Source organism: Kitasatospora setae KM-6054 (genome assembly GCF_000269985.1).
In the GTDB taxonomy this organism is placed as follows: Bacteria; Actinomycetota; Actinomycetes; order Streptomycetales; family Streptomycetaceae; genus Kitasatospora; species Kitasatospora setae.
In genome coordinates this window covers 5,514,643-5,537,742 of sequence record NC_016109.1, presented here as the reverse complement: position 1 = coordinate 5,537,742, position 23,100 = coordinate 5,514,643, and the positions used below count along the sequence as shown (strand labels likewise).

The following is a 23,100-nucleotide window of genomic DNA, read 5'->3' as shown; positions in this document are numbered from 1 at the left end:
CTCGGAGAGGGGGGCGCGCGGCACGGCGCGACCCGCCGGGGTCCAGCCTATCGAAGAGAGGTTCCGGAGTGGTACACCCCGCCCGGCTCGGATCTTCCGTGTTGCCCCGGGCAGCGGAAAAGCGACGCCCGGCTGACCGGAAAACGGCGGCGAGCGGCCGGCCCGGAGTGGGCCGGCCGCTCGCCGGGGTGACGCCGGGTCCGGCGCCGTCAGTCGAGCAGCCCGAGGCGGCGGGCGGCCGCCTCCGGGTCGATCGGGACGACCTGCGGCTGCGGCGCGCCGGCCACCGCCCAGTCCGGGTCCTTGAGGCCGTTGCCGGTGACGGTGCAGACGATCCGCTGGCCGGGGTCGACCAGGCCGGCCTCGGCCTTGGCCAGCAGGCCGGCCACCGAGGCGGCGGAGGCGGGCTCCACGAAGACGCCCTCCTGCGCGGCCAACAGGCGGTAGGCGGCCAGGATCTGACGGTCCGTCACCTTGTCGATCAGGCCGCCGGACTCGTCCCGGGCGGCCAGCGCGTAGTCCCAGGAGGCCGGGTTGCCGATCCGGATCGCGGTGGCGATGGTCTGCGGCTTGAGCACCGGCGCGCCGTCCACGATCGGGGCCGAGCCGGACGCCTGGAAGCCCCACATCCGGGGGGTGCGGGTGGCCAGGCCGTCCGCCGCGTACTCGCGGTAGCCCTTCCAGTAGGCGGTGATGTTGCCCGCGTTGCCGACCGGCAGGACGTGCAGGTCGGGGGCGTCGCCGAGCATGTCGACGATCTCGAAGGCGGCGGTCTTCTGGCCCTCGATGCGGACCGGGTTGACCGAGTTGACCAGCGCCACCGGGTACTTCTCGGAGAGCTCGCGGGCCAGCGTCAGGCAGTCGTCGAAGTTGCCGTCGACCTGCAGGATCTTGGCGCCGTGCACCAGCGCCTGGCCCATCTTGCCGAGGGCGATCTTGCCCTGCGGGACGAGCACGGCGGAGACCATCCCGGCCCGCACCGCGTAGGCGGCGGCGGAGGCCGAGGTGTTGCCGGTGGACGCGCAGATGACGGCCTGCGCGCCGTCCTCCTTGGCCTTGGAGATGGCCATCGTCATCCCGCGGTCCTTGAAGGAGCCGGTCGGGTTGGCGCCCTCGACCTTGAGGTAGACGTCGCAGCCGGTGCGCTCGGAGAGCACCTGGGCGGGGACGAGCGGCGTGCCGCCCTCCAGCAGGGTCACCACGGGGGTGGAGTCGGAGACCGGGAGGCGGTCGCGGTACTCCTCGATGAGGCCGCGCCACTGGTGGGTGTGGCTGCCTCGGGCGGTGCTTTCGGCAATGGCGTTCATACCGGTTTTCCTATTCCCCTTCGACCCGCATGATGCTGGCCACGTCGCGCACGCTGTCCAGTGCGCGGAGCTTGTCGACCGTCGCCGACAGGGCGGCGTCGGTGGCGCGGTGGGTGACCACGACGAGCGCGGCGTCGCCGTCGCGGCCCTGCTGGCGCACGGTGTCGATGGAGACGCCGTGCTCGGCGAAGACCGAGGCGACCTGGGCGAGCACGCCCGCGCGGTCGTCCACGTCGAGGCTGACGTGGTAGCGGGTGACCACCTGGTCCATCGCCTTGGCGGGCAGCTGGGCGTAGACCGAGTCGCCGGGGCCGGTGGCGCCGTTCAGCTTGTTGCGGCAGACCGCGACCAGGTCGCCGAGGACCGCGGAGGCGGTCGGGGCGCCGCCCGCGCCGGGGCCGTAGAACATCAGCCGGCCGGCCGCCTCGGCCTCGACGAAGACCGCGTTGTACGCCTCCCGGACGGACGCCAGCGGGTGGCTGAGCGGGATCATCGCCGGGTGCACCCGGGCGGTGACCGAGGCGCCGTCGGCGGCCCGCTCGCAGATCGCCAGCAGCTTGACCACGCAGCCCATCTGGCGGGCGGAGGCGATGTCGGCGGCGGTGACCTCGGTGATGCCCTCGCGGTAGACGTCCGCGGCGGTGACCTTGGTGTGGAAGGCGATCCCGGCCAGGATGGCGGCCTTGGCGGCGGCGTCGAAGCCCTCCACGTCGGCGGTCGGGTCGGCCTCGGCGTAGCCCAGCGCGGTGGCCTCCTCCAGCGCCTCGGAGTACCCGGCGCCGGTGGAGTCCATCTTGTCGAGGATGAAGTTGGTGGTGCCGTTGACGATGCCCAGCACCCGGTTCACCTTGTCGCCGGCCAGCGACTCGCGCAGCGGGCGCAGCAGCGGGATCGCCCCGGCGACGGCGGCCTCGTAGTACAGGTCGACGCCGGCCGCGGCGGCCGCGGCGTGCAGTTCGGCGCCGTCCTTGGCGAGCAGCGCCTTGTTGGCCGAGACGACCGAGGCGCCGCCCTCGAAGGCTTTCAGGATCAGCGACTTGGACGGCTCGATGCCGCCCACCACCTCGATCACCACGTCGATGTCGCCGCGGCCGACCAGCGCCTCGGCGTCGGTGGTGAGCAGGTGCTCGGGGGCCCCGGGGCGCGGGCGCCCGGGCCGGCGGACCGCGATGCCGGCGAGCTCGACCGGGGCGCCGATGCGCGCGGCGAGGTCGTCGGCCGTCGTCGTCATGATGCGCGCCACCTCGGAGCCCACCACACCACAGCCCAGCAACGCCACCTTCAGCGGGCGCGTACGCATCATCCGACTCCGCTCTGCATTCTTCGGTCCCCGTCGGGCTGCTCCGTCGCACCCGGGGGCTTGTCTGTCCCCACCAGTCTCCGGGACTTTCCGCACAGATCTACGGCTGGTCCACGTGCTGAGACGAAAATTTCGTCAGCCGATATCGAGCCGCAGGAGATCCTCCTCCGTCTCCCGGCGGACGATCACCCGGGCGGCGCCGTCGGCGACGGCCAGCACGGGGGGCTTCAGGGCGTGGTTGTAGTTGCTCGCCATCGAGCGGCAGTAGGCGCCGGTCGCGGGCACCGCGATCAGGTCGCCGGGGGCCAGGTCGGCGGGCAGGAAGGCGTCCTTGACCACGATGTCGCCGGACTCGCAGTGCTTGCCGACCACCCGGGCCAGCATCGGCTCGGCCGCGCTGGTGCGGGAGACCAGCGCCACCGAGTACTCGGCGTCGTACAGCGCGGTGCGGATGTTGTCGGACATGCCGCCGTCCACGCTGACGTAGGTGCGCAGGCCCTCCAGCGCCTTGACGGTGCCGACCTCGTACAACGTGAACGCGGTCGGGCCGACGATCGCCCGGCCGGGCTCGACCGAGATCCGCGGGGGCGTCAACTCGGCGGCGGCGCACTCGCGTCGGACGATGTCGGTGAGCGAGGCGGCGATCTCGGCGGGCTCGCGCGGGTCGTCCTCGGCGGTGTAGGCGATGCCCAGGCCGCCGCCCAGGTCGATCTCCGGCAGCTCGACGCCGTGCTCGTCGCGGACCTCGGCGAGCAGGCCGACCACCCGGCGGGCGGCGACCTCGAAGCCGGCGAAGTCGAAGATCTGCGAGCCGATGTGCGAGTGGATGCCGCGCAGCTCCAGCGACGGCCGGGCCAGCACCCGGCGGACCGCCTCGGCGGCCAGGCCGCCGGAGAGCGAGAGGCCGAACTTCTGGTCCTCGTGCGCGGTGGCGATGAACTCGTGGGTGTGCGCCTCGACGCCGACGGTGATCCGGATCAGCACCGGCTGCCGGACGCCCTGCGCGTCGGCGATGGCGGCCAGCCGCTCGATCTCCTGGAAGGAGTCCACCACGATGTGGCCGACGCCGGCCTTCACGGCCTGCTCCAGCTCGCCGACCGACTTGTTGTTGCCGTGCAGCGCGATCCGCTCGCCCGGCATGCCGGCCGCCAGCGCCACGTGCAGCTCGCCGGAGGAGCAGACGTCGACGTTCAGGCCCTCCTCGTGCAGCCAGCGCACCACGGCCTTGGAGAGGAACGCCTTGCCCGCGTAGTAGACGTCGGCGCCGGCGCCGAAGGCGTCCCGCCAGGCCCGGGCGCGGGCCCGGAAGTCGGCCTCGTCCATCACGTACGCGGGGGTGCCGAACTCGGCCGCCAGGGTGCGCACGTCGACGCCGCCGACGGTGACGACGCCGTCGGCGCCGCGCTCGACGGTGCGCGACCAGACCTTGGGGTCGAGGGCGTTCAGGTCGGCCGGCGGGGCCTGGTAGTGGCCCTCGGGCAGCACGTCGCCGTGACGGGGGCCGGCGGGGTGGGCGGAACGACTCATTGTGTGCCTGGAACTTTCACCTATGGCGAGGGGCGGCCACCGGTCTCCGTCGACCGGTCGCCGCCCCCCGCTGTGCCGCGCTTCGGGGGTGGTGCTGCTTACATCCGCTCGGGCGCCGAGACGCCCAGCAGGCCGAGGCCGTTGGCCAGCGTCGTCCGCGTGGCGTCGGCCAGCCAGAGGCGGGCGTGCGTGAGGTCGGTGACCTCCTCGTCGCCCTTCGGCAGGATCTGGCAGTTGTCGTAGAAGCGGTGGTAGGACCGGGCCAGCTTCTCCAGGTAGGTGGCGACGTGGTGCGGCTCGCGCAGCTCGCCGGCCTTGGCCAGCACCCGCGGGAACTCGCCGAGCTGGCCGAGCAGGTCGTTCTCCCACTCGGAGCTCAGCAGCTCCGGCTTGAAGTCCGCGCTGCGGGTGATGCCCTTCTCCACCGCGTTGCGCTGGACGGCGCTCATCCGGGCGTGCGCGTACTGCACGTAGAAGACCGGGTTCTCGGCGGTCTGGCTGGTGACCACGTCGATGTCGATGGTGATGGTGGAGTCGGTGGACTGCCGGACCAGCATGTAGCGGGCGGCGTCCACGCCGATCCAGTCGACCACGTCGTCGATCGTGATGATGTTGCCCGCGCGCTTGGAGAGCCGGACCTCCTTGCCGTCGCGCAGCATCTTCACGAACTGGCCGATCATCACCTCGATGTTGCGGTCCATGTCGTCGCCGGCGCAGGCCGCGATGGCCTTGAGGCGGTTGACGTAGCCGTGGTGGTCGGCGCCGAGCATGTAGACCGAGACCTCCGCGCCGCGGTCCCGCTTGCTCAGGTAGTAGGCGGCGTCGGCGGCGAAGTAGGTGGTCTCGCCGTCGGCCTTGATCAGGACGCGGTCCTTGTCGTCGCCGAAGTCGGTGGTGCGCAGCCAGATCGCGCCCTCCCGGTCGAAGACGTGGCCCTGCTCGCGCAGCCGCTCGATGGCCTTCTCGACGGCGCCGGAGTCGTGCAGCGTCCGCTCGGAGAACCAGGTGTCGAAGTGCACGCCGAACTCGGCCATCGACCGCTGGATCTCGGCGACCATCAGCTTCAGGCCCTCGGTGCGGAACACCTGGAGCTGCTCGTCCTCGGGCAGGTCGAGCACGCCGGGGACGCCCTCGGTGACGGCCTTCGCGATGTCCGCGATGTACTCGCCGACGTAGCCGTCCTCGGGGACGGGCTGCCCGTTGGCGGACGCCTTGAGCGACTTGGCGAACTTGGTGATCTGCACGCCGGCGTCGTTCAGGTAGTACTCGGTCGACACCTCGGCGCCGGTCGCCTTCAGCACCCGGGCCAGCGAGTCGCCGACGGCGGCCCAGCGGACGCCGCCGATGTGGATCGGGCCGGTCGGGTTCGCCGAGACGAACTCCAGGTTGATCCGCAGGCCCTTGAGCGCCTCGTTGCGGCCGTACGCCTCGCCCGCCTCGACGATGGTGCGCGCCAGCTCGCCCTGGGTGGCGGCGTCCAGCGTGATGTTCAGGAAGCCCGGACCGGCGATGTCGACCTTCGCGACGCCGGTGATCCCTCGCAGGCGCCCGGCCAGGATCTCCGCGACGGCTCGCGGCGGCCTGCCGGCCGGCTTCGCGAGCTGGAGGGCCACGTTGGTGGCGTAGTCGCCGTGGTCCCTGTTCTTGGGCCGCTCGACCGTGACGTGCTCGGGCACGTCGACGGTCAGCTCGCCGGCCTGGGCGGCGGCGAGGACGGCGGCCTGGACTGCCTGGGAGAGTTCTGCGGGTGTCACGGTCCCCAGCCTAGGCGAGAGGGGGCACCGGGCCGCCACTCGGTTTGCCCGCCGCGACCCGTACGGCGGCGCCGGGCGTGCTTCGTGTCGTCGGACGTCGCCGCTGACGGGCACTTCTCACGGGCGCGGGTCGTCCGGCCGGACGAGTTCCTGTGCCTGTTCGCCCAGGGCTGAATCGCGGGGCGTTTGGGTGGCGGCCCGCGCGGGCCCGGCGAGCGCGGGCCCGGCGGACGGCGGGCTGCCGAAGTCGTAGGCGAAGCGCCGACCGCCCGGGCCCGCCGACGCCCGCAGCCGGCGCACCAGCGCGACCAGCTCCGCCGGGTCGAAGGGCTTGGCCAGGTAGCCGTCCACCCCCACCGACTCCCCGCGCTCCAGGTCGGCCGGGGTGCAGGCGCTCACGATCGCGATCGGCAGGTGCGCGGTGTCCCGCGAGGCGCGCAGCCGGGCCGCCGTCCGCAGGCCGTCCAGCCGGGGCATCACCACGTCCAGGGTGACCACGTCCGGCGCGACCCCGCGGACCACCTCCAGGCACTCGGCGCCGTCGGCGGCGGTCACCACCTCGAAGCCCTCCAGCTCCAGGTTGACCTTGATCAGCTGGCGGATCACCTCGCTGTCGTCCACCACGAGGACCCGCCCCGACGCCGCCGCCACACTGACCGAGGGTAGTGGCGCCCCGCCCCCCGCGTCCGGCCTTTCGGCGAGTTGTCCGGACACCCCCTGACGGCCCGTCGGCACCGCCGCCGACCGGCCCGTCGGAAACCCGTGCACGGAGCACGGAGTTTCCCTGGTAGTGTTTTCCCCGTCAGGCCGGGCAGCACCGCGAGGTCAGCCCAGGCCCCCGTAGCTCAGGGGATAGAGCACCGCCCTCCGGAGGCGGGTGCGTAGGTTCGAATCCTACCGGGGGCACTTCGCAGGAAGTGTGTGACGAAGGCTCAGATCCAAGGGGATCTGGGCCTTTTCGCTTGCCCCGGCGCGGAGGCGCCCGCTCAGCGCGGCCCGGGCCGGCGGTGCTCGCCGCGCAGCACGAGCGCCGGGGTGTCCGGGTCGTACGCGCCGCAGGCCGTGGTCGACCAGGGCGACCACTGGCGGGGGACGGCGAAGTACGGCACCAGCAGCGGGCCCTTCCGGCCGGGCGCGGCCTTCGCGGGGAGCAGCGCGGGCAGGACGTCGGGCTGCTGCCCGGCGAGGATCGCGGCCCGGCAGGAGCGGCAGGTGGGGCGGCGGTCGGCGGCGGCCTCCCGGGCGGTGACGTGCGCGCGCTTCCGGTTGCGGCGGTTCCCGGCCGGTCCCGGGGCCGGCTCGGCGGGGCCGTGCAGCGGGTTCCAGTAGCAGCGGACGGCCGGCGGGTCCGGGCGCCGCCCGGCGTGCAGCAGGTGCGCGGCGGCGAGGCGTTCGACGGACTGCTCGGCCAGCACGACGGCGGCCGCCAGGTCCGGCAGGTCGGTGTCCTCGTCCCCGGCGTGGTCCAGCAGCCGCCCGGCCGCCTCGTACGCCTCCAGCGCCCACTGGTAGGCCCGGCGGGCGGCGGGCTCCCCGGCGGGCAGGTCCAGTTCGGCGGCCCGGAAGACCGCCCCGGCGGCGGTGACCCGCTCGGCGGCCACCTTGCGCAGGTGCTCGCGGAGCGCCTCCCACTCCCCCAGCGCGAGCGCCCGGCGGGCCCGCGCCTCCCGCCGGCTCGGCCCGCCGGCCGCCGGTGCGGCCGGGCGCATGCCCTTCGAGAACCACCAGCGCCGGAACAACCGCGCCTCCCCGTGCCTGTGCGTCGACGGGCTCATTGTGAACCTCCCGCCGGGGGGACGGGAGCGTTCCGGGGGGCTTGCTCAGCCCGCCCGGGCGAGGAGGTCGGCGACGGTGTGGTCGAAGGCGGCGCTGTAGGAGGTGTCGTCGGTGTCGCCGCCCTGCTGGTAGCCGCCGATGACGCCGATCACCGCGCCGGTGGCGGTGTCGACGAAGGGGCCGCCGCTGGTGCCGCCGGGGAAGGCCGGGCAGTCGATGCGGCGCTGGTAGGTGTCCTGGCGGCTGGTGGTGTTGGTGCAGCGGATCGGGAGTTCCGCCCCGGCGGGGTAGCCGTAGAGGCGGGCGGTGGCGGTCCAGGAGGCGTCGGTGCCGAGCGGGTTGCCGCCGACGGCGTCCTCGATCTGGCGGCCCCCGCTGGGGGCGACGGCGAGGATCGCGAAGTCCTCGTCGGGGTCGCCGTCGGCCCGCCAGCCGTCCGCCGTGTAGATCCTGGTGACCTGCCAACTGCCGTACGGGGCACGGCCGTCGCGGTAGCCGGGGACGAAGGTGGTGCCGGCCGCGGCGGAGAGGCAGTGCGCGGCGGTGAGGATCAGGTTGCGGCCGGGGCTGTCGATGACGCTGGCGGTGCAGAAGTGGTTGCCGGGGGCGACGGCGCCGGAGAAGAGGGCGCCGACCCGGCGGGACTCGGTGTCGTCGGGGGCGGTGGCGGTGACGCCGAGCGGGGTGTCGGGCGGTGCGGTGGGCGGGTCCTGCGGGGTCGGGCCGGGGTCGGGGGCGCTCTGCCGGACCACCTCGGGGGCGCCGGGCGTCGGCGAGGGGGACGGGGAGGGATCCGCGGCGGGGACGGTCGGGGCGGCGGGGGCGGCGGGGACGGCCAGCGCGACGCTGTCGGAGCTGGGCCGCTTCGTGCCCTCCAGGTGGACGGTGAACAGGCCGGCGGCCGCGGTCAGGCCGACGATGCCGGCGGCGAGGACCGAGGTGAGTGCGGTCGGCCGCAGCGGGCGGCGCCCGTCCGGCCTGCTGTGTCGTCCCATCGCGCTGCTCCGCTCCCGCCGTTGTTGTCATGGCGGTGCCCGTGTTCCCCGCCCGGCTCCCAATATCCGCCGCCGAGCTGGGAAAGCCGTCATCACTGCCTGGGAGGCTGGTGAGATTTCCGGCGGCGTCCAGCAGCGTCCCACGGCCGGGGGCGGGCGGCCGGGTGCGGCACGCGGTGCGGTGCGGCGGGGTGCGGTGGGGTGCGCGGTGCGGTGGGGTGCGGCGCGGTGCGGTGCGCGGTGCGGTGTGGTCGGCCCCCCGGGTGCCCGGCCGCATCGGCCACCCGGGGGAGGTCCGTCAGAGCGCGCCGAGCTCGGTGACCAGGTCGTCCAGGCCGAGCGAGCCCTGGGAGAGCGCGGCCATGTGCCAGCTCTTGGCGTCGAACTCGGCGCCGCGCGCCTCGGCCGCCGCCCGGGCCGCGGCCCGTCCGCGCAGCCAGGCCCGCTCGCCGAGCTTGTAGCCGATCGCCTGGCCGGGCAGGCCGAGGTAGCGGACCAGCTCGCTGTCCAGGAAGTCGCTGGACAGGCCGCAGTACGAGCCGAAGAACTCGCGGGCCAGCTCGGGCGTCATCGGCTCGCCGGGGGCGAGCGGCGAGTCGGCCGGGAAGTCCAGCTCGGCGTGCATGCCGATGTCGACGATCACCCGCAGCGCCCGCATCATCTGGGCGTTCAGGTAGCCGAGGCGGTGGCCCGGGTCGGTGAGGTAGCCGAGCTCGTCCATCAGGCGCTCGGCGTACAGCGCCCAGCCCTCCATGTTGGCGCTGACCCCGCCCAGGGTGACCTGGTAGGTGGAGAGCCGGTCGGCGACGTACGTCCACTGCGCGAGCTGCAGGTGGTGGCCTGGGACGCCCTCGTGGTACCAGGTGGAGACCAGGTCCCACTCGGGGAACTTCTCGCGGCCCAGGGTGGGCAGCCAGGTCCGGCCGGGGCGGGAGAAGTCCAGCGAGGGCTGGGTGTAGTAGGGGGCGGCGGCGCTGCCGGGCGGGGCGATCCGCGACTCGACCTTGAGCAGCGGCTCGGCCAGGTCGAAGTGGGTGCCCTGGAGGTCCTCGATCGCCCGGTCCATCAGGCCCTGGAGGTACTCCTGCACGGCCTGCTCGCCGTGGACGGCCGGCCCGTCGGCCTCCAGCCACTTCATCGCCTGCATCGGGGTGTGGCCGGGACGGACCTTCTCCGCCTCGACGCGCATCTGCGCGTCCAGGTCGTGGAACTGCTCCCAGGCCCAGCGGTACGCCTCGTCCAGGTCGAGCTCGGCGCCGGTCCAGTAGCGCACCCAGCGGGTGTAGCGTTCGCGGCCGACCGCGTCGGGGGTGCCCTTCGCGGCCGGGCCGTAGACGTCGCGCAGCCAGTCGCGCAGTTCGGCGAGGGCGGCGGTGGCCTCGACCGCGGTGGCGGTCAGCGGCTCGCGCAGGTGGGCGGGGGCGGGGGCGACCAGTTCGCCGAACCAGCCGCCGGGGGTGTCGCCGTCGATCCACTCGCCGAACTGGCCGACCACGGTGTCGACCTGGCGCGGCGCCGAGAACAGCTCGCGCCGGACGCCCTCCTCCAGGCTCTGCCGGTACTGGGCCAGCGCCTGCGGGAAGCGGGCCAGTCGGCGGCCGAGCCGCTGCCAGTCCTCGTCGGTGGCGGTGGGCAGCAGGGTGAACATCTCGCGGGTGTTGTGCACCGGGGAGCCCAGGTTCCGGACGCCGCGGAAGCCCTCGCCGGCGTCGTGCACGGCGAGTTCGGCGGTCAGCCGTTCGCGCAGCAGCCGGGCGCAGCGGCGCTCGGCCTGGTCCTCGACCGGGCCGGCCGCCTCCAGCGCGTCGAGCGCGGCGAGGGTGTGGCGGGCGAGGTCGGCGGTGGCCTCGATGCCGGCCGCGGAGAGGTCCGGGAGCCGGTCGTCCTCGGGGTTGAGGCCGAGGTATACCGCGGTCAGCGGGTCGGTGTCGGCGAGTGCCTGGACGTAGGAGTCGGCGAGGCGGCGCGGGGTGGGGCCGCTCGGGTGAGGGACGTTCAGTTCATGAGCCATCCGGCCATCCTGTCGTAGCCGCAGACGAATTCAACCCCTGCCGGGTATCGGCGTCGTCACCCCCGGACAGGGGTCGCCCGGCGGAGGCTGCGCCACGGGTCCCAGCTCGGCCGGCCGCGGGTGATCGGGTAGAACGCCAGGCCGATCAGCACCGAGCAGAAGTGCCCCAGATCGGTGAAGGTGTGCGAGGCCAGCAGCGGCACCAGGTAGAACCCGACCAGCCCGATCCCGTACACCCAGCGCCACGCCCCGGCCAGCGCGTAGGTCAGCACGCCCTCCACCCCGGCCAGCGCGTACGACACGCCGACGTCCACCGTGGTCGACATGTTGGCCGGCAGCACGTGGTGGTGGACGCCCCAGGCGACCACGCCCTCGCTGACGAAGGTCGCCAGCACGTGCGAGGTGAGCGCGACGGTCAGCCAGCGGCGGGTGCCGAGCCAGCGCTCGGCCGGCACGTGGAAGACGTGGAAGACCACGAAGTAGAAGAGGAAGTTCGACTGCTCGGTCCAGATCAGGCTGGCCAGCAGGGCGTGCACCGGACGCGAGGAGAGCTGGTCGATGTTGGTGGAACGCTTCTGCAGGAAGTAGTCGAGCGCCGCCGGGTCCATCCGCGCCACCACGAAGCTGGTGAACGCCAGCAGCAGCAGCCACACGTACGTCCCCGGGGACTTCGCCACCCACTGCCGCACCCACCGCCACACCGCCCGCACCCACCGCACCGGCCGCTCCTCGCCACGACGTGACCCGAGACCTGCCCACAGTCTGCCGCCGCCGGGGCGGCCCCGCCCGGCGGGAACCCGCCGGTGGCGGCCGTGCGGAGGGGGTGCGGCGGGCCGCCCGAGGTCTACCCTGGCACGCATGGCAGCGACCCCCTCCCCCGTCGAGGAGCCCGTCGACGACCCCACCGCCGCGCAGCGCCCCCGCCGCGCCGCCTACCGGCGCCTGCCCGTCCAGCAACGGCGCGAGCAGCTGATCGCCGTCGCCCTGGAGCTGTTCGCCTCCCGCCCGCCCGAGGAGGTCTCGCTCGACGACGTCGCCGAGGCCGCCGGGGCCTCCCGGCCGCTGGTCTACCGCTACTTCGCCGGCGGCAAGCAGCAGCTGTACGAGGCGGCGCTGCGCAGCGCCGCCTCCGAGCTCACCACCCGCTTCACCGTCGAACCCACCGACGGCACCCCCACCCAGCAGCTCGGCGCCGTGCTGCACCGCTACTTCGACTTCGTCGGCGAGCACGCCGCCGGCTACGGCGCGCTGCTGCGCGGCGGCTCGGTGGTCGAGACCGCCCGCACCTCGGCGATCGTCGACGACGTCCGCCGCGCGGCGCTCCGGCGCACCCTGCGCTACCTGGGCGTGCGGGAGGCCGGGCCGCGGCTGACCCTGCTGGTCCGCTCCTGGATCTCGGTGGTCGAAGCCTCCGCGATCAGCTGGCTCGACGAGGGGCGGCAGATCCCGGCCGACTCGCTCTGCGCCTGGCTGGTCGACCAGTTCGTCGTGATGGCGGCGGCCACCGCCGTCCGCGACGCCCAGACCGCGGAGGTGCTGCACGGCTGGCTCCAGCTGGAGACCGCGGAGAGCCCGGCGGGCGTGCTGATCGCGCGCCTGCGGGACCTGGGGCTCTGACCGGGGCGGAGCGGCCCGGGGACCGCCGTTGGCTCCGCCCCCGACCCGTCCCCCCGGGGGGCTACGCCTGGCCGAGCGTGGTCTCCTGGCGGCCGAGCCGGGTGACTTCGAGGGCGACCTTGTCGCCGGCCCGGAGGAACGGGGTGCCGGGGCGGCCGAGGGTGACGCCGGCGGGGGTGCCGGTGATGACGATGTCGCCGGGGTCGAGGCGCATGAAGTGGGTGAGGTAGCGGACGGTCTCGTGCACCGGGAAGATCATCGCGGCGGTGCTGCCGTCCTGCCGGAGCTCGCCGTTGACCCACAGGCGCAGGTCGAGGGCCTGCGGGTCGCCGAGCTCGTCGGGGGTGACCAGCCAGGGGCCGAGCGGGGTGAAGGTCTCGGCGGACTTGCCCTTGTCCCACTGGCCGCCGCGGTCGAACTGGAAGGCGCGCTCGGTGACGTCGTTGACGGCCGCGTAGCCGGCGATGATCGCGGCGGCGTCGGCCGGGGTCTCCAGGTAGCGGCCGGTGCGGCCGATGACGACGGCGAGTTCCACCTCGTAGTCGGTCTTCTCGCTGCCGCGCGGGACGAGCACCTGGTCGTTCGGGCCGACCAGGGTGTTGGTCGGCTTGAGGAAGACCACCGGCTCGGCCGGGATCGCGGCGCCCGCCTCGGCCGCGTGGTCGCGGTAGTTGAGGCCGATGCCGACGATCTTGCCGGGGCGGGCGACCGGCGGGCCGACGCGCTCGCCGGCCAGGTCGGTGACCGGGAGCGCCGCGAGGTCGAGCGCCGCCGGGTCGAGGGCCGCGAGGAAGGCGCCGTCGAGGTCGGGGGTGAGCGGGCGCAGGTCGCGGGCGGTGCCGTCGGGTGCGAGTACGACGGGTCGTTCTGCGCCCGCAGGGCCCACGCGGAGGAGCTTCACTGCACGTCACCACCTGTTCGTCGGGGGCGGGTCGTCCCTGCCCCTGGACACCGAGGTATATCAGGGGCGCTCGCCTGCGGAACAGCGGTGCCGCTTCGGCGAATTCCTCCCAATCGGAGGCGGGGCGGCGGGAGCCGAATCGGCGGCCCGCACCCTTGACACCCGACGCCGCCGGGCCCGGCCGCCCAGCCCGGCCGTCCGGTCAGGTCTCGCGCTGCGGGCGGTACGCGGACTCCTCGACGCCGAACGTCCAGGCGACGCCGGCCCGGGCGGTGCGGGTGCCGGGCGGGACGCGCAGGTAGTAGGTGCGGTGGGTGCCGTCCGGCTCGGGGGTGGAGTTGACCACCTCGACCATCACCACCGGTTCGTCGTCCGGGAGTTGGATCCGCCACAGCACGCCGGTCTCGTCCCGGTGCAGCGGTTCGGCACCGGACTCGGCGAGGTAGCGGTCGTAGCCGAAGTGCTCCAGCATGACCCGGCGCAGCTCGGCGTTGTCCTCGGCGCGGATCCGCTCGGGGGTGAGCCCGGTCAGCCGCGCCGGGAAGTCGGCGGGGACCGGCATGCCGCGCCAGGCGTACAGCGCGAAGCCGTCGGCGTAGGCGAGGGCGGGGCCGTCGGCGCGGTCGAGCCGGCCGGCCTCGTCGCGGTGCAGCGCGGCGGGGCGCTCGCTGAGCAGCACGGTCCGCTCGTACGGCCACCACCAGCCGGTCTGCCGGGCGGCGGCGGCCAGCGCGGCGAGGGCGGCGTCGCCGGTGCCGGCGGTGTCGAAGGCGGCGAGCCAGGCGGCGTCGTGCTGGCCGGCCACCGCGTCGAGCAGCAGCAGCCGGACCCGGCCGCGCTGTTCGGCGGCGAGCGCCCGGACCGCCTTGTTCTCGGGCTTGCGGGCCTCCTGCCAGTCGGTGATCGGCTCGGGCTCGGGGGCGAAGTGGTCGAGCAACGCGGTGCGGACCCGCTCGGCGGGCAGCCCGGTGGTGGCGGCCAACTCGGCGCCGGTGGTGGCCCAGAGCGCGGCCCAGCCGGCCGGGCCGTGCGCGGCGAGGGCGCCGGCGCGGGCCCGCTCCCAGGCGGCGGTGCGCACCCGCTCGCGCACGCTCGCCCCGAACTCGGCCCGGCGCTCCAGGAGTTCGGCGACGGCGGCGCGCGGCGAGGGGTGCCAGCGGAACTCGACCGGCTCGGCCAGCCCGGCGGCCCGGTAGGCGTCCCGGACGGCCTGCTCGGCGGTGGCCCGGTCGGCGGGCCCGGTGGCGGCGGCGACGGCCCGCCAGTGGGCCACCGCGAGGTCGGCGGGACGGCCCGTCAGCTGGCTGCTCATCGGTTCTCCGGATTCTGGGTCTGGTACGTCTGGTACGGGTGTCGGGTCGGGGCGGGGAAGGCTAGTCGGCGACCATCCGGACGGCGCCGGGCGCGTACTCGCGCTGGCGGACCACCCGGAACCAGCCGGCCGGCAGCGCGATCGTCGCGTGCTCCTCGTGCACGACCTTGCCGCCCTCCGGCAGGTGCAGCCAGGCGAACGAGAACGGGCCGCCCTCGCGGACGAGTTCGCCCGGGCCGAGCACCGCGTGGGCGTGCCCGGTCACCTCGCCGAGGGCCAGCACCAGCCGGCCCCGGCCGTCCCTCGGCTGGCGCGCCATGGTCGCGGCGGAGGCCGGGACGGCGCTCGGCTCGACCGGAACGATCAGTACGTCACCCTGGCGGTACACGGGGCCTCCCGCGGTCCGGTCCGGCCCGCTGCCGAACTCCGTGCCCCGCAAACTAGGCCGTGCCACCGACAACCGGGCGCCCGTCGCGTCGTCCGCGCGGGTGGACGTCACGGGCGGCTGGTAGACAGGTCTCCGGCCCCCGCGGGCGACAGCGCACCACCCCGGCGGGACCACGACAGCGGCACCACGACCACTCCAGCGAGGAGCAGCGCATGGCCATCAGCGAGCACGCCAAGGAGTTCCACGGCCTCCCGGTCACCGACTTCCGCACGGCGCAGGAGAAGGGCGACCTGCCGCCCGCGGCCGGCACCGCCTGGCGGATCGGCCTGGACTGGGACGACGAGAAGGACTTCGCCGCGCTCTGGGGCGAGTTCCTGGCGGCCGTCGACCCGTCCGAGGTCGGCGCGCTGGTGCTGGGCCGCTGGTTCGCGGAGGAGCCGGAGTCGCTGTCCGTCGCGCTGCCGCTGATCCTCGGCGCCGCCGACCGGCTGACCGGGCTGCGCGCGCTGTTCCTCGCCGACGTCACGTACGAGGAGTGCGAGATCTCCTGGATCCAGATGTGCGACGTCACGCCGGTGTTCGAGACCTTCCCGCTGCTGGAGGAGCTGGTGGTGCGCGGCGCCAGCGAGGACTACGAGGACACCGAGCGGCTCGCCCTCACGCCGCTGCGGCACGAGCGGCTGAAGGCGCTGCGCTTCGAGTCCGGCGGGCTGCCCGCCGCGGTGGTCCGGGCGGTCGGCGCCTGCGACTTCCCGGCGCTGGAGCGGCTGGAGCTGTGGCTCGGCGTCGACAACTACGGCGGCGACTGGACGCTGGAGGACCTCGCGCCGTTCCTGTCCGGCGCCCGGCTGCCCGCGCTGACCCACCTGGGCCTGCAGGACTCGGTGCTGCAGGACCGGATCGCCGAACTGGTCGCCCGGGCGCCCGTGGTGCCCCGGCTGACCGGCCTGTCGCTGTCGATGGGCGCGTTCACCGACGAGGGCGCGGCGGCGCTGCTGGAGGGCCAGCCGCTCACCCACCTGAAGACCCTGGACCTGCACCACCACTACCTCACCGCCGGCATGCAGCAGCGCCTGCGCGACGCGCTGCCCGGCGTCGAGCTCGACCTCTCCGGCGCCGAGGACCCGGGCGACAACTGGCGCTACGTCGCCATCTCCGAGTAGCCGCCGGCTCCGAGCAGCCGCCATCTCCGAGTCGCCGGGAGGCACCGTCTTGACCGCGCACCAGCTGGTCGTCCTGGGTTGCCCGGGGCACCGCCGGGTCACCCTGTTCGCCGCCGCGGCCCGCGCCGCCGGGCGGCCGGAACCCGCCGTGCTGCCCTGGGCGGCCGTGCTGCGCGGGCGGTACGAGCTGCCGCCCGGCGCGGTGGTCCGGGTCGACTCGCCCGGCGAGGACCCGGAGGCCGACCTGCTGCTGCGCGGCCCCGCGCTCGGCCCCGGCTACGCGCCGACCCGGGTCGAGGGCGGCCCCGCCTGGTACGCGGGCGTCACCGCGGCCCTGCGCGCGCTGGCCGCCCGGCCCGGGGTGCGGCTGCTCGGCGACCCGGACGAGATCGCCGCCATGTTCGACAAGCGGCGCGCGCACGCCCGGCTGGCGGCGGCCGGGGTGCCGGTGCCGCCCGCGCTGCCCGGCGGACTCCCGTCCGGCTACGCCGAGCTGCGGGAGCGGCTGGCGGCGGCCGGGATGCGCCGGGTGTTCCTGAAGCCGGTGCACGGCTCGTCGGCGTCCGGCGTGGTGGCGCTGGAGTACGGGCCGCGCGGCCGGGTCCAGGCCACCGCCTCGGTCGAGGTCGCCCCGGACGGGCTGCACAACTCGCTGACCGTCCGCCGCTACCGCACCGAGGCGGAGGTCGCCGCCCTGGTCGACCGGCTCGCCCCCGAGGGGCTGCACGTCGAGCGCTGGGTGCCGAAGTCCGGCCAGGCCGGCCGGCCCGCCGACCTGCGGGTGCTGGTGGTCGGCGGCCGGGCCACCCACGCGGTGGTCCGCACCAGCCGCCACCCGATGACCAACCTGCACCTGGGCGGCCGGCGCGGCGACACCGCCCTGGCCCGGGCCGAGGCCGGCGACCACTGGCCCGCCCTGCTCGCCACCGCCGAGGCCGCCGCCCGGTGCTTCCCCCGCTCCCCCATGGTCGGCGTCGACCTGCTCCCGCACTCCCACTGGCGCCGCACCCTGGTCGCCGAGGTCAACGCCTTCGGCGACCTGCTGCCGAACCTCCCCGGCCTCCCCGAGGGCCCGGCCCCGGGGCTCGACACCTACGCCGCCCAGCTCGCCTCCCCGGCCTACGCCCCGGCCCCCGGACCCCCGCCGGCGCGCGGGCCGCTGTCCCGCTCTGCGGAGGCGGTCGCGTGATCCCCGACATGAACCGGGTCGTCGGCTCGCACGACCTGCTGCTGGTCACCCTCGACACGCTGCGCTACGACGTCGCCGCCGAGCTGCTCGCGGCCGGCCGCCTGCCGAACCTGGCGAAGGTCCTGCCGCCCACCGGCTGGGAGCGGCGGCACTCGCCGGGCAGTTTCACGTACGCCGCGCACCAGGCGATCCTGGCCGGGTTCCTGCCCACGCCCGCCTCGCCGGACGGCCCGCACCCGCGGCTGTTCGCGGCCCGGTTCGCCGGGTCGGAGACGACCGAGCCGCGCACCTGGGTGTTCGACGCGCCGGACCTGCCGACGGCGCTCGCCGGGGCCGGGTACCGGACGGTCTGCGTCGGCGGGGTGGGGTTCTTCAACAAGCAGGGCGCGCTCGGCTCGGTGCTGCCGAACCTGTTCCAGGAGAGCCACTGGGCCCCGGAGCTGGGCGTCCCGTCGCCGACCTCCTTCGAGTCGCAGGTGGCCGTCGCGGAGCGGGTCGCGGCCGAGCAGCCGCCGGACCGCCCGCTGTTCCTGTTCGTCAACGTCTCGGCGCTGCACCAGCCGAACTGGTTCCACCTGCCGGGCGCGACCCGGGCCGACGGGGACAGCCGGGCGACCCACGCCGCCGCGCTGGAGTACGTGGACGCGCACGTGGGGAGGCTGTTCGCGGCGATGAGCGCCCGTCGCCCGTGCTTCGCGATCGTCTGCTCGGACCACGGCACCGCGTACGGCGAGGACGGGTACACCGGCCACCGGATCGGCCACGAGGTGGTCTGGACCGTCCCGTACGCGCACTTCACCCTCCCCGCCACCCCGCAGGAGCCCGCATGACCCCGACGAGCACCACCGCCACCGCCGAGTCCCCGTACCAGAGTTACGTCTACGCGTACCCGCACAAGACGGCGTACCGCCCGCTGCCGGAGCGGCCGCGGCTCGCCGAGCTGTGGCGGGGCGAGAAGCAGGACGCGCTCTCGCTGTACCTGCACGTGCCGTTCTGCGAGGTGCGGTGCGGGTTCTGCAACCTGTTCACCCGGATCGGCAGCCCGGAGGGGTTGACCACGGCGTACCTGGACGCGCTGGAGCGGCAGGCGGCGCAGGTGCGCGAGGCGCTGGCGCCGGGGGCGCGGTTCGCGCTGGCGGCGTTCGGCGGCGGGACGCCGACCTACCTGAGCGCGGCCGAGCTGGAGCGGCTGTGCGACATCGCCGAGTCGCGGATGGGCGTCGACCTGCGGGCGGTGCCGCTCTCGGTGGAGGCCTCGCCGGACACCGCGACGGCGGACCGGCTGCGGGTGCTGGCCGAGCGCGGGACGACCCGGCTCAGCCTCGGCGTGCAGTCGTTCCTGGACGGGGAGGCGAAGGCGGCGGTGCGCCCGCAGAAGCGGGCGGCGGTGGAGGCGGCGCTGGAGCGGGTGCGGGCGGCCGGCTTCCCGGTGCTGAACGTCGACCTGATCTACGGCATCGAGGGCCAGACCCCGGCCAGCTGGGTGGCGTCCCTCGACGCGGCGCTGCGCTGGCGGCCGGAGGAGCTGTACCTGTACCCGCTGTACGTCCGCCCGCTGACCGGCCTGGGCCGGCACGGCGCGGCCGGCGCGGCGGAGCCGGCGTGGGACGCCCAGCGGCTGGCGCTGTACCGGGCGGGCCGCGACCACCTGCTGGCCGAGGGCTACGAGCAGGTGTCGATGCGGATGTTCCGCCGGGCGGGCGCGGCGCGCGCGAGCGCGGGCGAGTACGCCTGCCAGACCGACGGCATGGTGGGCCTGGGCTGCGGGGCGCGCTCGTACACCTCGCGGCTGCACTACTCGTTCGACTACGCGGTGGACGCCCGCGAGGTGCGCCGGATCATCGACGACTACGTGGCCGCGCCGGACTTCTCCCGGGCCGAGCTGGGCTGGGAGATGACGGACGAGGAGACCCGCCGCCGCCACCTGGTGCAGTCGCTGCTGCAGGGCGAGGGCGTCGACCTGGCGGCCTACCGGGAGCGCTTCGGCAGCACCCCGGAGCTGGACTTCCCGGCCGAGCTGGCCGAGCTCGCCGCCCGCGGCTGGCTGGCCGACCCGGCGGCGGGCCGGCTGCTGCTCAGCCCGGAGGGGCTGGCCTGGTCGGACGCGGTGGGCCCGCGGCTGTTCTCGGCGGCGGCGCGCGCCGCGATGGCGGAGTACGAGGCCAAGTGAGCGAGGTGAACACCGTGGACGCCGTGGACGACCACCTGAGCGTGCTCTACCGGGGCCCGCTGTCCTCCTGCGACTACGACTGCCCGTACTGCCCGTTCGCCAAGCGGCGCGACACCCCGGAGCTGCTGCGCGCCGACCGGGCGGCGCTGGAGCGGTTCACCGCCTGGGCGGCGGCGTACCGGCACGGGCGGCTGTCAGTGCTGTTCACGCCGTGGGGCGAGGGGCTGGTGCGGAGCTGGTACCGGCGGGCGATGGTGGAGCTGAGCCGGCTGCCGCACCTGGAGCGGGTGGCGATCCAGACCAACGGGAGCTGCCGCACCGGCTGGCTGGCGGAGGCCGACCGCGCGAAGCTGGCGCTCTGGGTGACGTACCACCCGGGGCAGGTCAGCGAGCAGCGCTTCCTCGCCAAGTGCGCCGAACTCACCGCGCTGGGCGTGCGGTTCAGCGTCGGCGTGGTCGGCCTGCCGGAGCAGGCGGCGGCGGCCCGGCGGCTGCGCGCGGCGCTGCCGCCGGAGGTCTACCTGTGGGTGAACGCGGCCGACGGGCACGTGTACGACGACGCCGAGGCGGCCGGCTGGGCGGAGCTGGACCCGCTGTTCGGCTACAGCCGCCACCCGCACCGCAGCGCGGGGCTGCCGTGCCGGACGGGCGAGAGCGTGGTGTCGGTGGACGGCGAGGGCACGGTGCGCCGCTGCCACTTCGTCCGGCCGCCGCTGGGCAACCTGTACGACGACTCGTACCGGGAGCAACTGCGGCCGCGGGCCTGCCCGTTGGGGAGCTGCGACTGCCACATCGGGTACGTGCACCTGGAGTCGCTGCCGCTGTACGACGTGTTCGCGGGCGGCGTGCTGGAGCGCATCCCGCACGGGTGGTGAGGGATGCGCTCCAGCGGGTGCCGGTGGCGGGTCAGTTGGTCTTGGGCAGGCCGGGCGGGTTGATCTCGGAGGTCTGCACGGCCTCCTTGTCCAGGCCCCAGCGCTTCAGCACCTCGCCGTAGCTGCCGCCCTTGATGATCTCGTTGAGTGCCGCGTTGAGCGCCTTGACCAGGCCGTTGTCCTTCTTGGTGGTGGCGCCGATCTTGCCGAGGACGGTGTCGCCGCCGCCGGAGTAGGTGCCGATCACCTCGGTCTCGCCGGTCTGCACGGCGTGGAAGGCGGTGGCCGGGTTGGGGCCGAGCCAGGCGTCGATCCGGCCGGAGCCGAGCGCCAGGTAGTAGTCGGATGAGGTCTGGAAGTACTTCACGTCGACCGGCTTGAGGCCGTTCTTGACGTCCTGCGCGCTCCAGTCGAGCAGCAGCTTCTCCTGGTTGGTGCCGGAGCTGACGCCGATGGTGTGGCCGGCGACGTCGGCCGGGCCCTTGATCTTCCAGCTGCCGCCCTTCTTGGCCTCGAAGCCGAGGTTGTCGAGCCGGTAGGTGGCGAAGTCGTACTTCTCCTTGCGGGCCTCGGTGACGGTGATGTTGGTGATGCCGACGTCGTACTTGCCGCTGTCCAGGCCGACGAAGACGTTCTCCCAGGAGCTCGGGTTGAGCTCGACCTTGAGGCCCAGCACGTCGCCGACCAGGTAGGCGATGTCGGTCTCGTTGCCGATCACCGTCTTGTCGTCGGTGGCGTAGAAGACCAGCGGCGGGACGGTGCCGGCCGCGGCGGCTACCTGGAGGGTGCCTCTTCGGCGGATCTCGTCCGGGACGAGTGCCGCGATCGCGTCGACTTTCGCGACGTGGGTCCGGTTCTGGTCGGGCGTCAGGTTGACCTTCGCGCCGTTGGGCGCGGTGCCCTCCTTCTTGGCGCCGAGGTCGGCGGAGGCGCCGCCGGACGAGCCGCAGGAGGAGAGCAGCAGCGCGGCGGCGAGCGCGGCGGCGGCCGGGACGAAGGTGCGGCGGATCACGGACATGCGGATCGACTCCTGATCGGGTGCGAGGGGATGGGGCGTTGCGGGGTACGGGGGGTCAGAGGACCTTGGCGAGGAAGGCGCGGGTCCGCTCCTGCCGCGGGTCGTCCAGCACCTGGCTGGGCGGGCCCTGCTCGACGATCACGCCGCCGTCCATGAAGACCACCGTGTCGGCGACCTCGCGGGCGAAGCCGATCTCGTGGGTGACGACGATCATGGTGGTGCCGGCCCGGGCCAGGTCCTTGATCACGTCGAGCACCTCGCCGACCAGCTCGGGGTCGAGCGCCGAGGTCGGCTCGTCGAACAGCAGCACCTTGGGCTCCAGGGCGAGCGCCCGGGCGATGGCGACGCGCTGCTGCTGGCCGCCGGAGAGCCGGCGCGGGTACTCGGCGGCCTTGTCGGCCAGGCCGACCCGCTCCAGCAGTTCCAGGGCGCGGGCCCGGGCCTCGGCCTTGGGCACGCCGAGCGCGCCGACCGGGGCCTCCACCAGGTTCTCCAGCACGGTCAGGTGCGGGAAGAGGTTGAAGTTCTGGAAGACGAAGCCGAGCCGGGTGCGCTGCTTGAGCACCTCGCGCTCGGGCAGCTCGCGCAGCTTGTCGCCGCTGCGCCGGTAGCCGATCAGCTCGCCGTCCACCCGGACGTAGCCCTGGTCGAGCTTCTCCAGGTGGTTGACCGCCCGCAGCAGGGTGGACTTGCCGGAGCCGGACGGGCCGAGCACCACCGTGACGGTGCCGGGGCGGACGTCGAGGTCGATGCCGCGCAGCACCTCCAGCCGTCCGAACCGCTTGTGCACGCCGCGCACCTCGACCATGGCCGTGGCGCCGGCGGTGGCCGTGTCGCCGCTCATGCCCGCTTCTCCTTGAACTCGGTGGCGGCGGCCCGCAGCCGCTGCCAGGGGGTGGGCGGCACGCTGCGTTCGCTGCCGCGGGCGAAGTACCGCTCGACGTAGTACTGGACCAGCGAGAGCGCGGTGGTCAGCAGCACGTACCAGACGGTGGCGACCATCAGCAGCGGCACCACCCGGCCGGTCCGGCCGTAGATCACCTGGACCTGGTAGAACAGCTCGCCGATCGCCATCACGTAGACGATCGAGGTGCCCTTGAAGAGCGAGACCACCTCGTTGGCGGCGTTCGGCAGGATGCCGCGCATCGCCTGCGGCACCACGATCCGCCAGGCCTGCCGGAACTTCGGGATGCCGAGCGCGGCGGCCGCCTCGAGCTGCCCGGCGTCCACCGAGAGCACGCCGCCGCGGATGATCTCGGCGGCGTACGCGGCCTGGTGCAGGGCCAGGCCGAGGACGGCCGCGCCGAGCGCGCCGAGCAGGTCCATCGTCTCGAAGGAGACGAAGCTCGGGCCGAACGGGATGCCGATCCCGAACCGCTTGTACAGGTAGGACAGGTTGAACCAGAACACCAGCTGGACGATCAGCGGGATCGACCGGAACGCCCACACGTACGTCCAGGCGATGGTGCGCAGGATCGGGCTGCCGGACAGCCGCAGGGCGGCCACCACCGCGCCCAGCGCGAAGCCCAGGACCGTTCCGTAGACGGTGAGTTGGATGGTCATCCCGACCGCGCGCAGGATGCTGTCGGAGAACACGAAGGCGCGGAAGGTCGGCCAGTCCCAGCCGGGGTTGACGGCCAGCCCGTGGGCGAACTGGACGACCAGCACCAGGGCGGCCAGGCCGGCCACCAGCCGCCAGGGGCGGCGGTGCGGGACGATCGTCAGCCGCTCCACGGAGTCGTCCGACTGTCTGAGGGCGAGGGTTTTCTCGGGGGTGAGGGCGGTCATCGGGGGCTC

The 23,100-nt window shown here is 74.4% G+C and carries 21 protein-coding genes and 1 tRNA gene; 7 read left to right on the top strand and 15 right to left on the bottom strand.

All coding sequences use genetic code 11. The features are described from left to right. Nucleotides 1–209: 209 nt before the first annotated feature. From thrC to KSE_RS24660, 5 genes are all read right to left on the bottom strand, one after another. The gene (gene thrC, locus KSE_RS24680) at nt 210–1,307 is read right to left on the bottom strand and encodes a threonine synthase (RefSeq protein WP_014138078.1); all 1,098 of its coding nucleotides are present in this window, start codon (nt 1,305–1,307) and stop codon (nt 210–212) included. Nucleotides 1,308–1,317: 10 nt separating this feature from the next. Then, on the bottom strand, nt 1,318–2,610 hold the full coding sequence (locus KSE_RS24675; protein ID WP_033259081.1) for a homoserine dehydrogenase: 1,293 nt from the start codon (nt 2,608–2,610) through the stop codon (nt 1,318–1,320). Between the two features lie 132 nt (nt 2,611–2,742). Further along, a complete protein-coding gene (lysA, locus tag KSE_RS24670; RefSeq protein ID WP_014138076.1) occupies nt 2,743–4,134 on the bottom strand; it encodes a diaminopimelate decarboxylase in 1,392 nt (463 codons plus the stop codon). Between the two features lie 98 nt (nt 4,135–4,232). Continuing rightward, nucleotides 4,233–5,888, bottom strand: coding sequence for an arginine--tRNA ligase (gene argS, locus KSE_RS24665; RefSeq protein ID WP_014138075.1), 1,656 nt, complete (start codon nt 5,886–5,888; stop codon nt 4,233–4,235). Nucleotides 5,889–6,005: 117 nt separating this feature from the next. Then, nucleotides 6,006–6,539, bottom strand: coding sequence for a response regulator (locus KSE_RS24660; protein WP_014138074.1), 534 nt, complete (start codon nt 6,537–6,539; stop codon nt 6,006–6,008). Between the two features lie 183 nt (nt 6,540–6,722). Between KSE_RS24660 and KSE_RS24655 the strand changes: the two genes are divergently transcribed. Then, nucleotides 6,723–6,794, top strand: a tRNA-Arg gene (locus KSE_RS24655). An 80-nt stretch (nt 6,795–6,874) separates the two neighbouring features. Here the strand turns inward: KSE_RS24655 and KSE_RS24650 are convergent. The 4 genes from KSE_RS24650 to KSE_RS24635 all read right to left on the bottom strand — a co-directional run bounded on the left by KSE_RS24650 (nt 6,875) and on the right by KSE_RS24635 (nt 11,389). Continuing rightward, a complete protein-coding gene (locus tag KSE_RS24650) occupies nt 6,875–7,627 on the bottom strand; it encodes a hypothetical protein (protein WP_014138073.1) in 753 nt (250 codons plus the stop codon). A gap of 81 nt (nt 7,628–7,708) precedes the next feature. After that, nucleotides 7,709–8,659, bottom strand: a complete 951-nt coding sequence (locus KSE_RS38770; RefSeq protein WP_014138072.1) for a trypsin-like serine peptidase — start codon at nt 8,657–8,659, stop codon at nt 7,709–7,711. Between the two features lie 298 nt (nt 8,660–8,957). Continuing rightward, a complete protein-coding gene (locus tag KSE_RS24640) occupies nt 8,958–10,670 on the bottom strand; it encodes a DUF885 domain-containing protein (RefSeq protein ID WP_014138071.1) in 1,713 nt (570 codons plus the stop codon). 56 nt (nt 10,671–10,726) lie between these two features. Next, the gene (locus tag KSE_RS24635) at nt 10,727–11,389 is read right to left on the bottom strand and encodes a rhomboid-like protein (protein ID WP_014138070.1); all 663 of its coding nucleotides are present in this window, start codon (nt 11,387–11,389) and stop codon (nt 10,727–10,729) included. 139 nt (nt 11,390–11,528) lie between these two features. Between KSE_RS24635 and KSE_RS24630 the strand changes: the two genes are divergently transcribed. Next, complete coding sequence (locus tag KSE_RS24630; RefSeq protein ID WP_014138069.1) at nt 11,529–12,287, top strand: TetR/AcrR family transcriptional regulator; 759 nt, start codon at nt 11,529–11,531, stop codon at nt 12,285–12,287. 61 nt (nt 12,288–12,348) lie between these two features. On the opposite strand, the gene KSE_RS24625 is transcribed toward KSE_RS24630, so the two are convergent. From KSE_RS24625 to KSE_RS24615, 3 genes are all read right to left on the bottom strand, one after another. Further along, the gene (locus KSE_RS24625; protein WP_014138068.1) at nt 12,349–13,188 is read right to left on the bottom strand and encodes a fumarylacetoacetate hydrolase family protein; all 840 of its coding nucleotides are present in this window, start codon (nt 13,186–13,188) and stop codon (nt 12,349–12,351) included. A 202-nt stretch (nt 13,189–13,390) separates the two neighbouring features. Continuing rightward, complete coding sequence (locus KSE_RS24620) at nt 13,391–14,500, bottom strand: DUF6745 domain-containing protein (RefSeq protein ID WP_014138067.1); 1,110 nt, start codon at nt 14,498–14,500, stop codon at nt 13,391–13,393. A 61-nt stretch (nt 14,501–14,561) separates the two neighbouring features. Further along, the gene (locus KSE_RS24615; RefSeq protein WP_014138066.1) at nt 14,562–14,888 is read right to left on the bottom strand and encodes a hypothetical protein; all 327 of its coding nucleotides are present in this window, start codon (nt 14,886–14,888) and stop codon (nt 14,562–14,564) included. Nucleotides 14,889–15,100: 212 nt separating this feature from the next. Here KSE_RS24615 and KSE_RS24610 point away from each other — a divergent pair, with 212 nt between their 5' ends. Genes KSE_RS24610 through KSE_RS24590 form a run of 5 tightly spaced genes read left to right on the top strand, consistent with a single transcriptional unit; the run spans nt 15,101 to nt 20,285 of the window. Continuing rightward, nucleotides 15,101–16,051, top strand: coding sequence for an STM4015 family protein (locus tag KSE_RS24610; RefSeq protein WP_014138065.1), 951 nt, complete (start codon nt 15,101–15,103; stop codon nt 16,049–16,051). Nucleotides 16,052–16,100: 49 nt separating this feature from the next. After that, nucleotides 16,101–17,240 (top strand): STM4014 family protein, encoded by a 1,140-nt coding sequence (locus KSE_RS24605; RefSeq protein ID WP_014138064.1) that lies wholly within the window; start codon nt 16,101–16,103, stop codon nt 17,238–17,240. An 8-nt stretch (nt 17,241–17,248) separates the two neighbouring features. Beyond that, nucleotides 17,249–18,070, top strand: coding sequence for an STM4013/SEN3800 family hydrolase (locus KSE_RS24600; protein ID WP_033259091.1), 822 nt, complete (start codon nt 17,249–17,251; stop codon nt 18,068–18,070). After that, on the top strand, nt 18,067–19,410 hold the full coding sequence (locus tag KSE_RS24595; RefSeq protein WP_014138062.1) for an STM4012 family radical SAM protein: 1,344 nt from the start codon (nt 18,067–18,069) through the stop codon (nt 19,408–19,410). Before KSE_RS24600 ends, KSE_RS24595 begins: the two co-directional genes overlap by 4 nt. Further along, nucleotides 19,407–20,285, top strand: coding sequence for an STM4011 family radical SAM protein (locus KSE_RS24590; RefSeq protein WP_407927450.1), 879 nt, complete (start codon nt 19,407–19,409; stop codon nt 20,283–20,285). Before KSE_RS24595 ends, KSE_RS24590 begins: the two co-directional genes overlap by 4 nt. A gap of 31 nt (nt 20,286–20,316) precedes the next feature. Here KSE_RS24590 and KSE_RS24585 read toward each other — a convergent pair whose 3' ends face one another. Genes KSE_RS24585 through KSE_RS24575 form a run of 3 tightly spaced genes read right to left on the bottom strand, consistent with a single transcriptional unit; the run spans nt 20,317 to nt 23,091 of the window. Continuing rightward, complete coding sequence (locus tag KSE_RS24585; RefSeq protein WP_014138060.1) at nt 20,317–21,303, bottom strand: ABC transporter substrate-binding protein; 987 nt, start codon at nt 21,301–21,303, stop codon at nt 20,317–20,319. Between the two features lie 55 nt (nt 21,304–21,358). Next, nucleotides 21,359–22,111 (bottom strand): amino acid ABC transporter ATP-binding protein, encoded by a 753-nt coding sequence (locus KSE_RS24580; protein ID WP_033259089.1) that lies wholly within the window; start codon nt 22,109–22,111, stop codon nt 21,359–21,361. 32 nt (nt 22,112–22,143) lie between these two features. Beyond that, nucleotides 22,144–23,091, bottom strand: coding sequence for an amino acid ABC transporter permease (locus KSE_RS24575; RefSeq protein WP_014138058.1), 948 nt, complete (start codon nt 23,089–23,091; stop codon nt 22,144–22,146). Between the last annotated feature and the right edge of the window lie 9 nt (nt 23,092–23,100).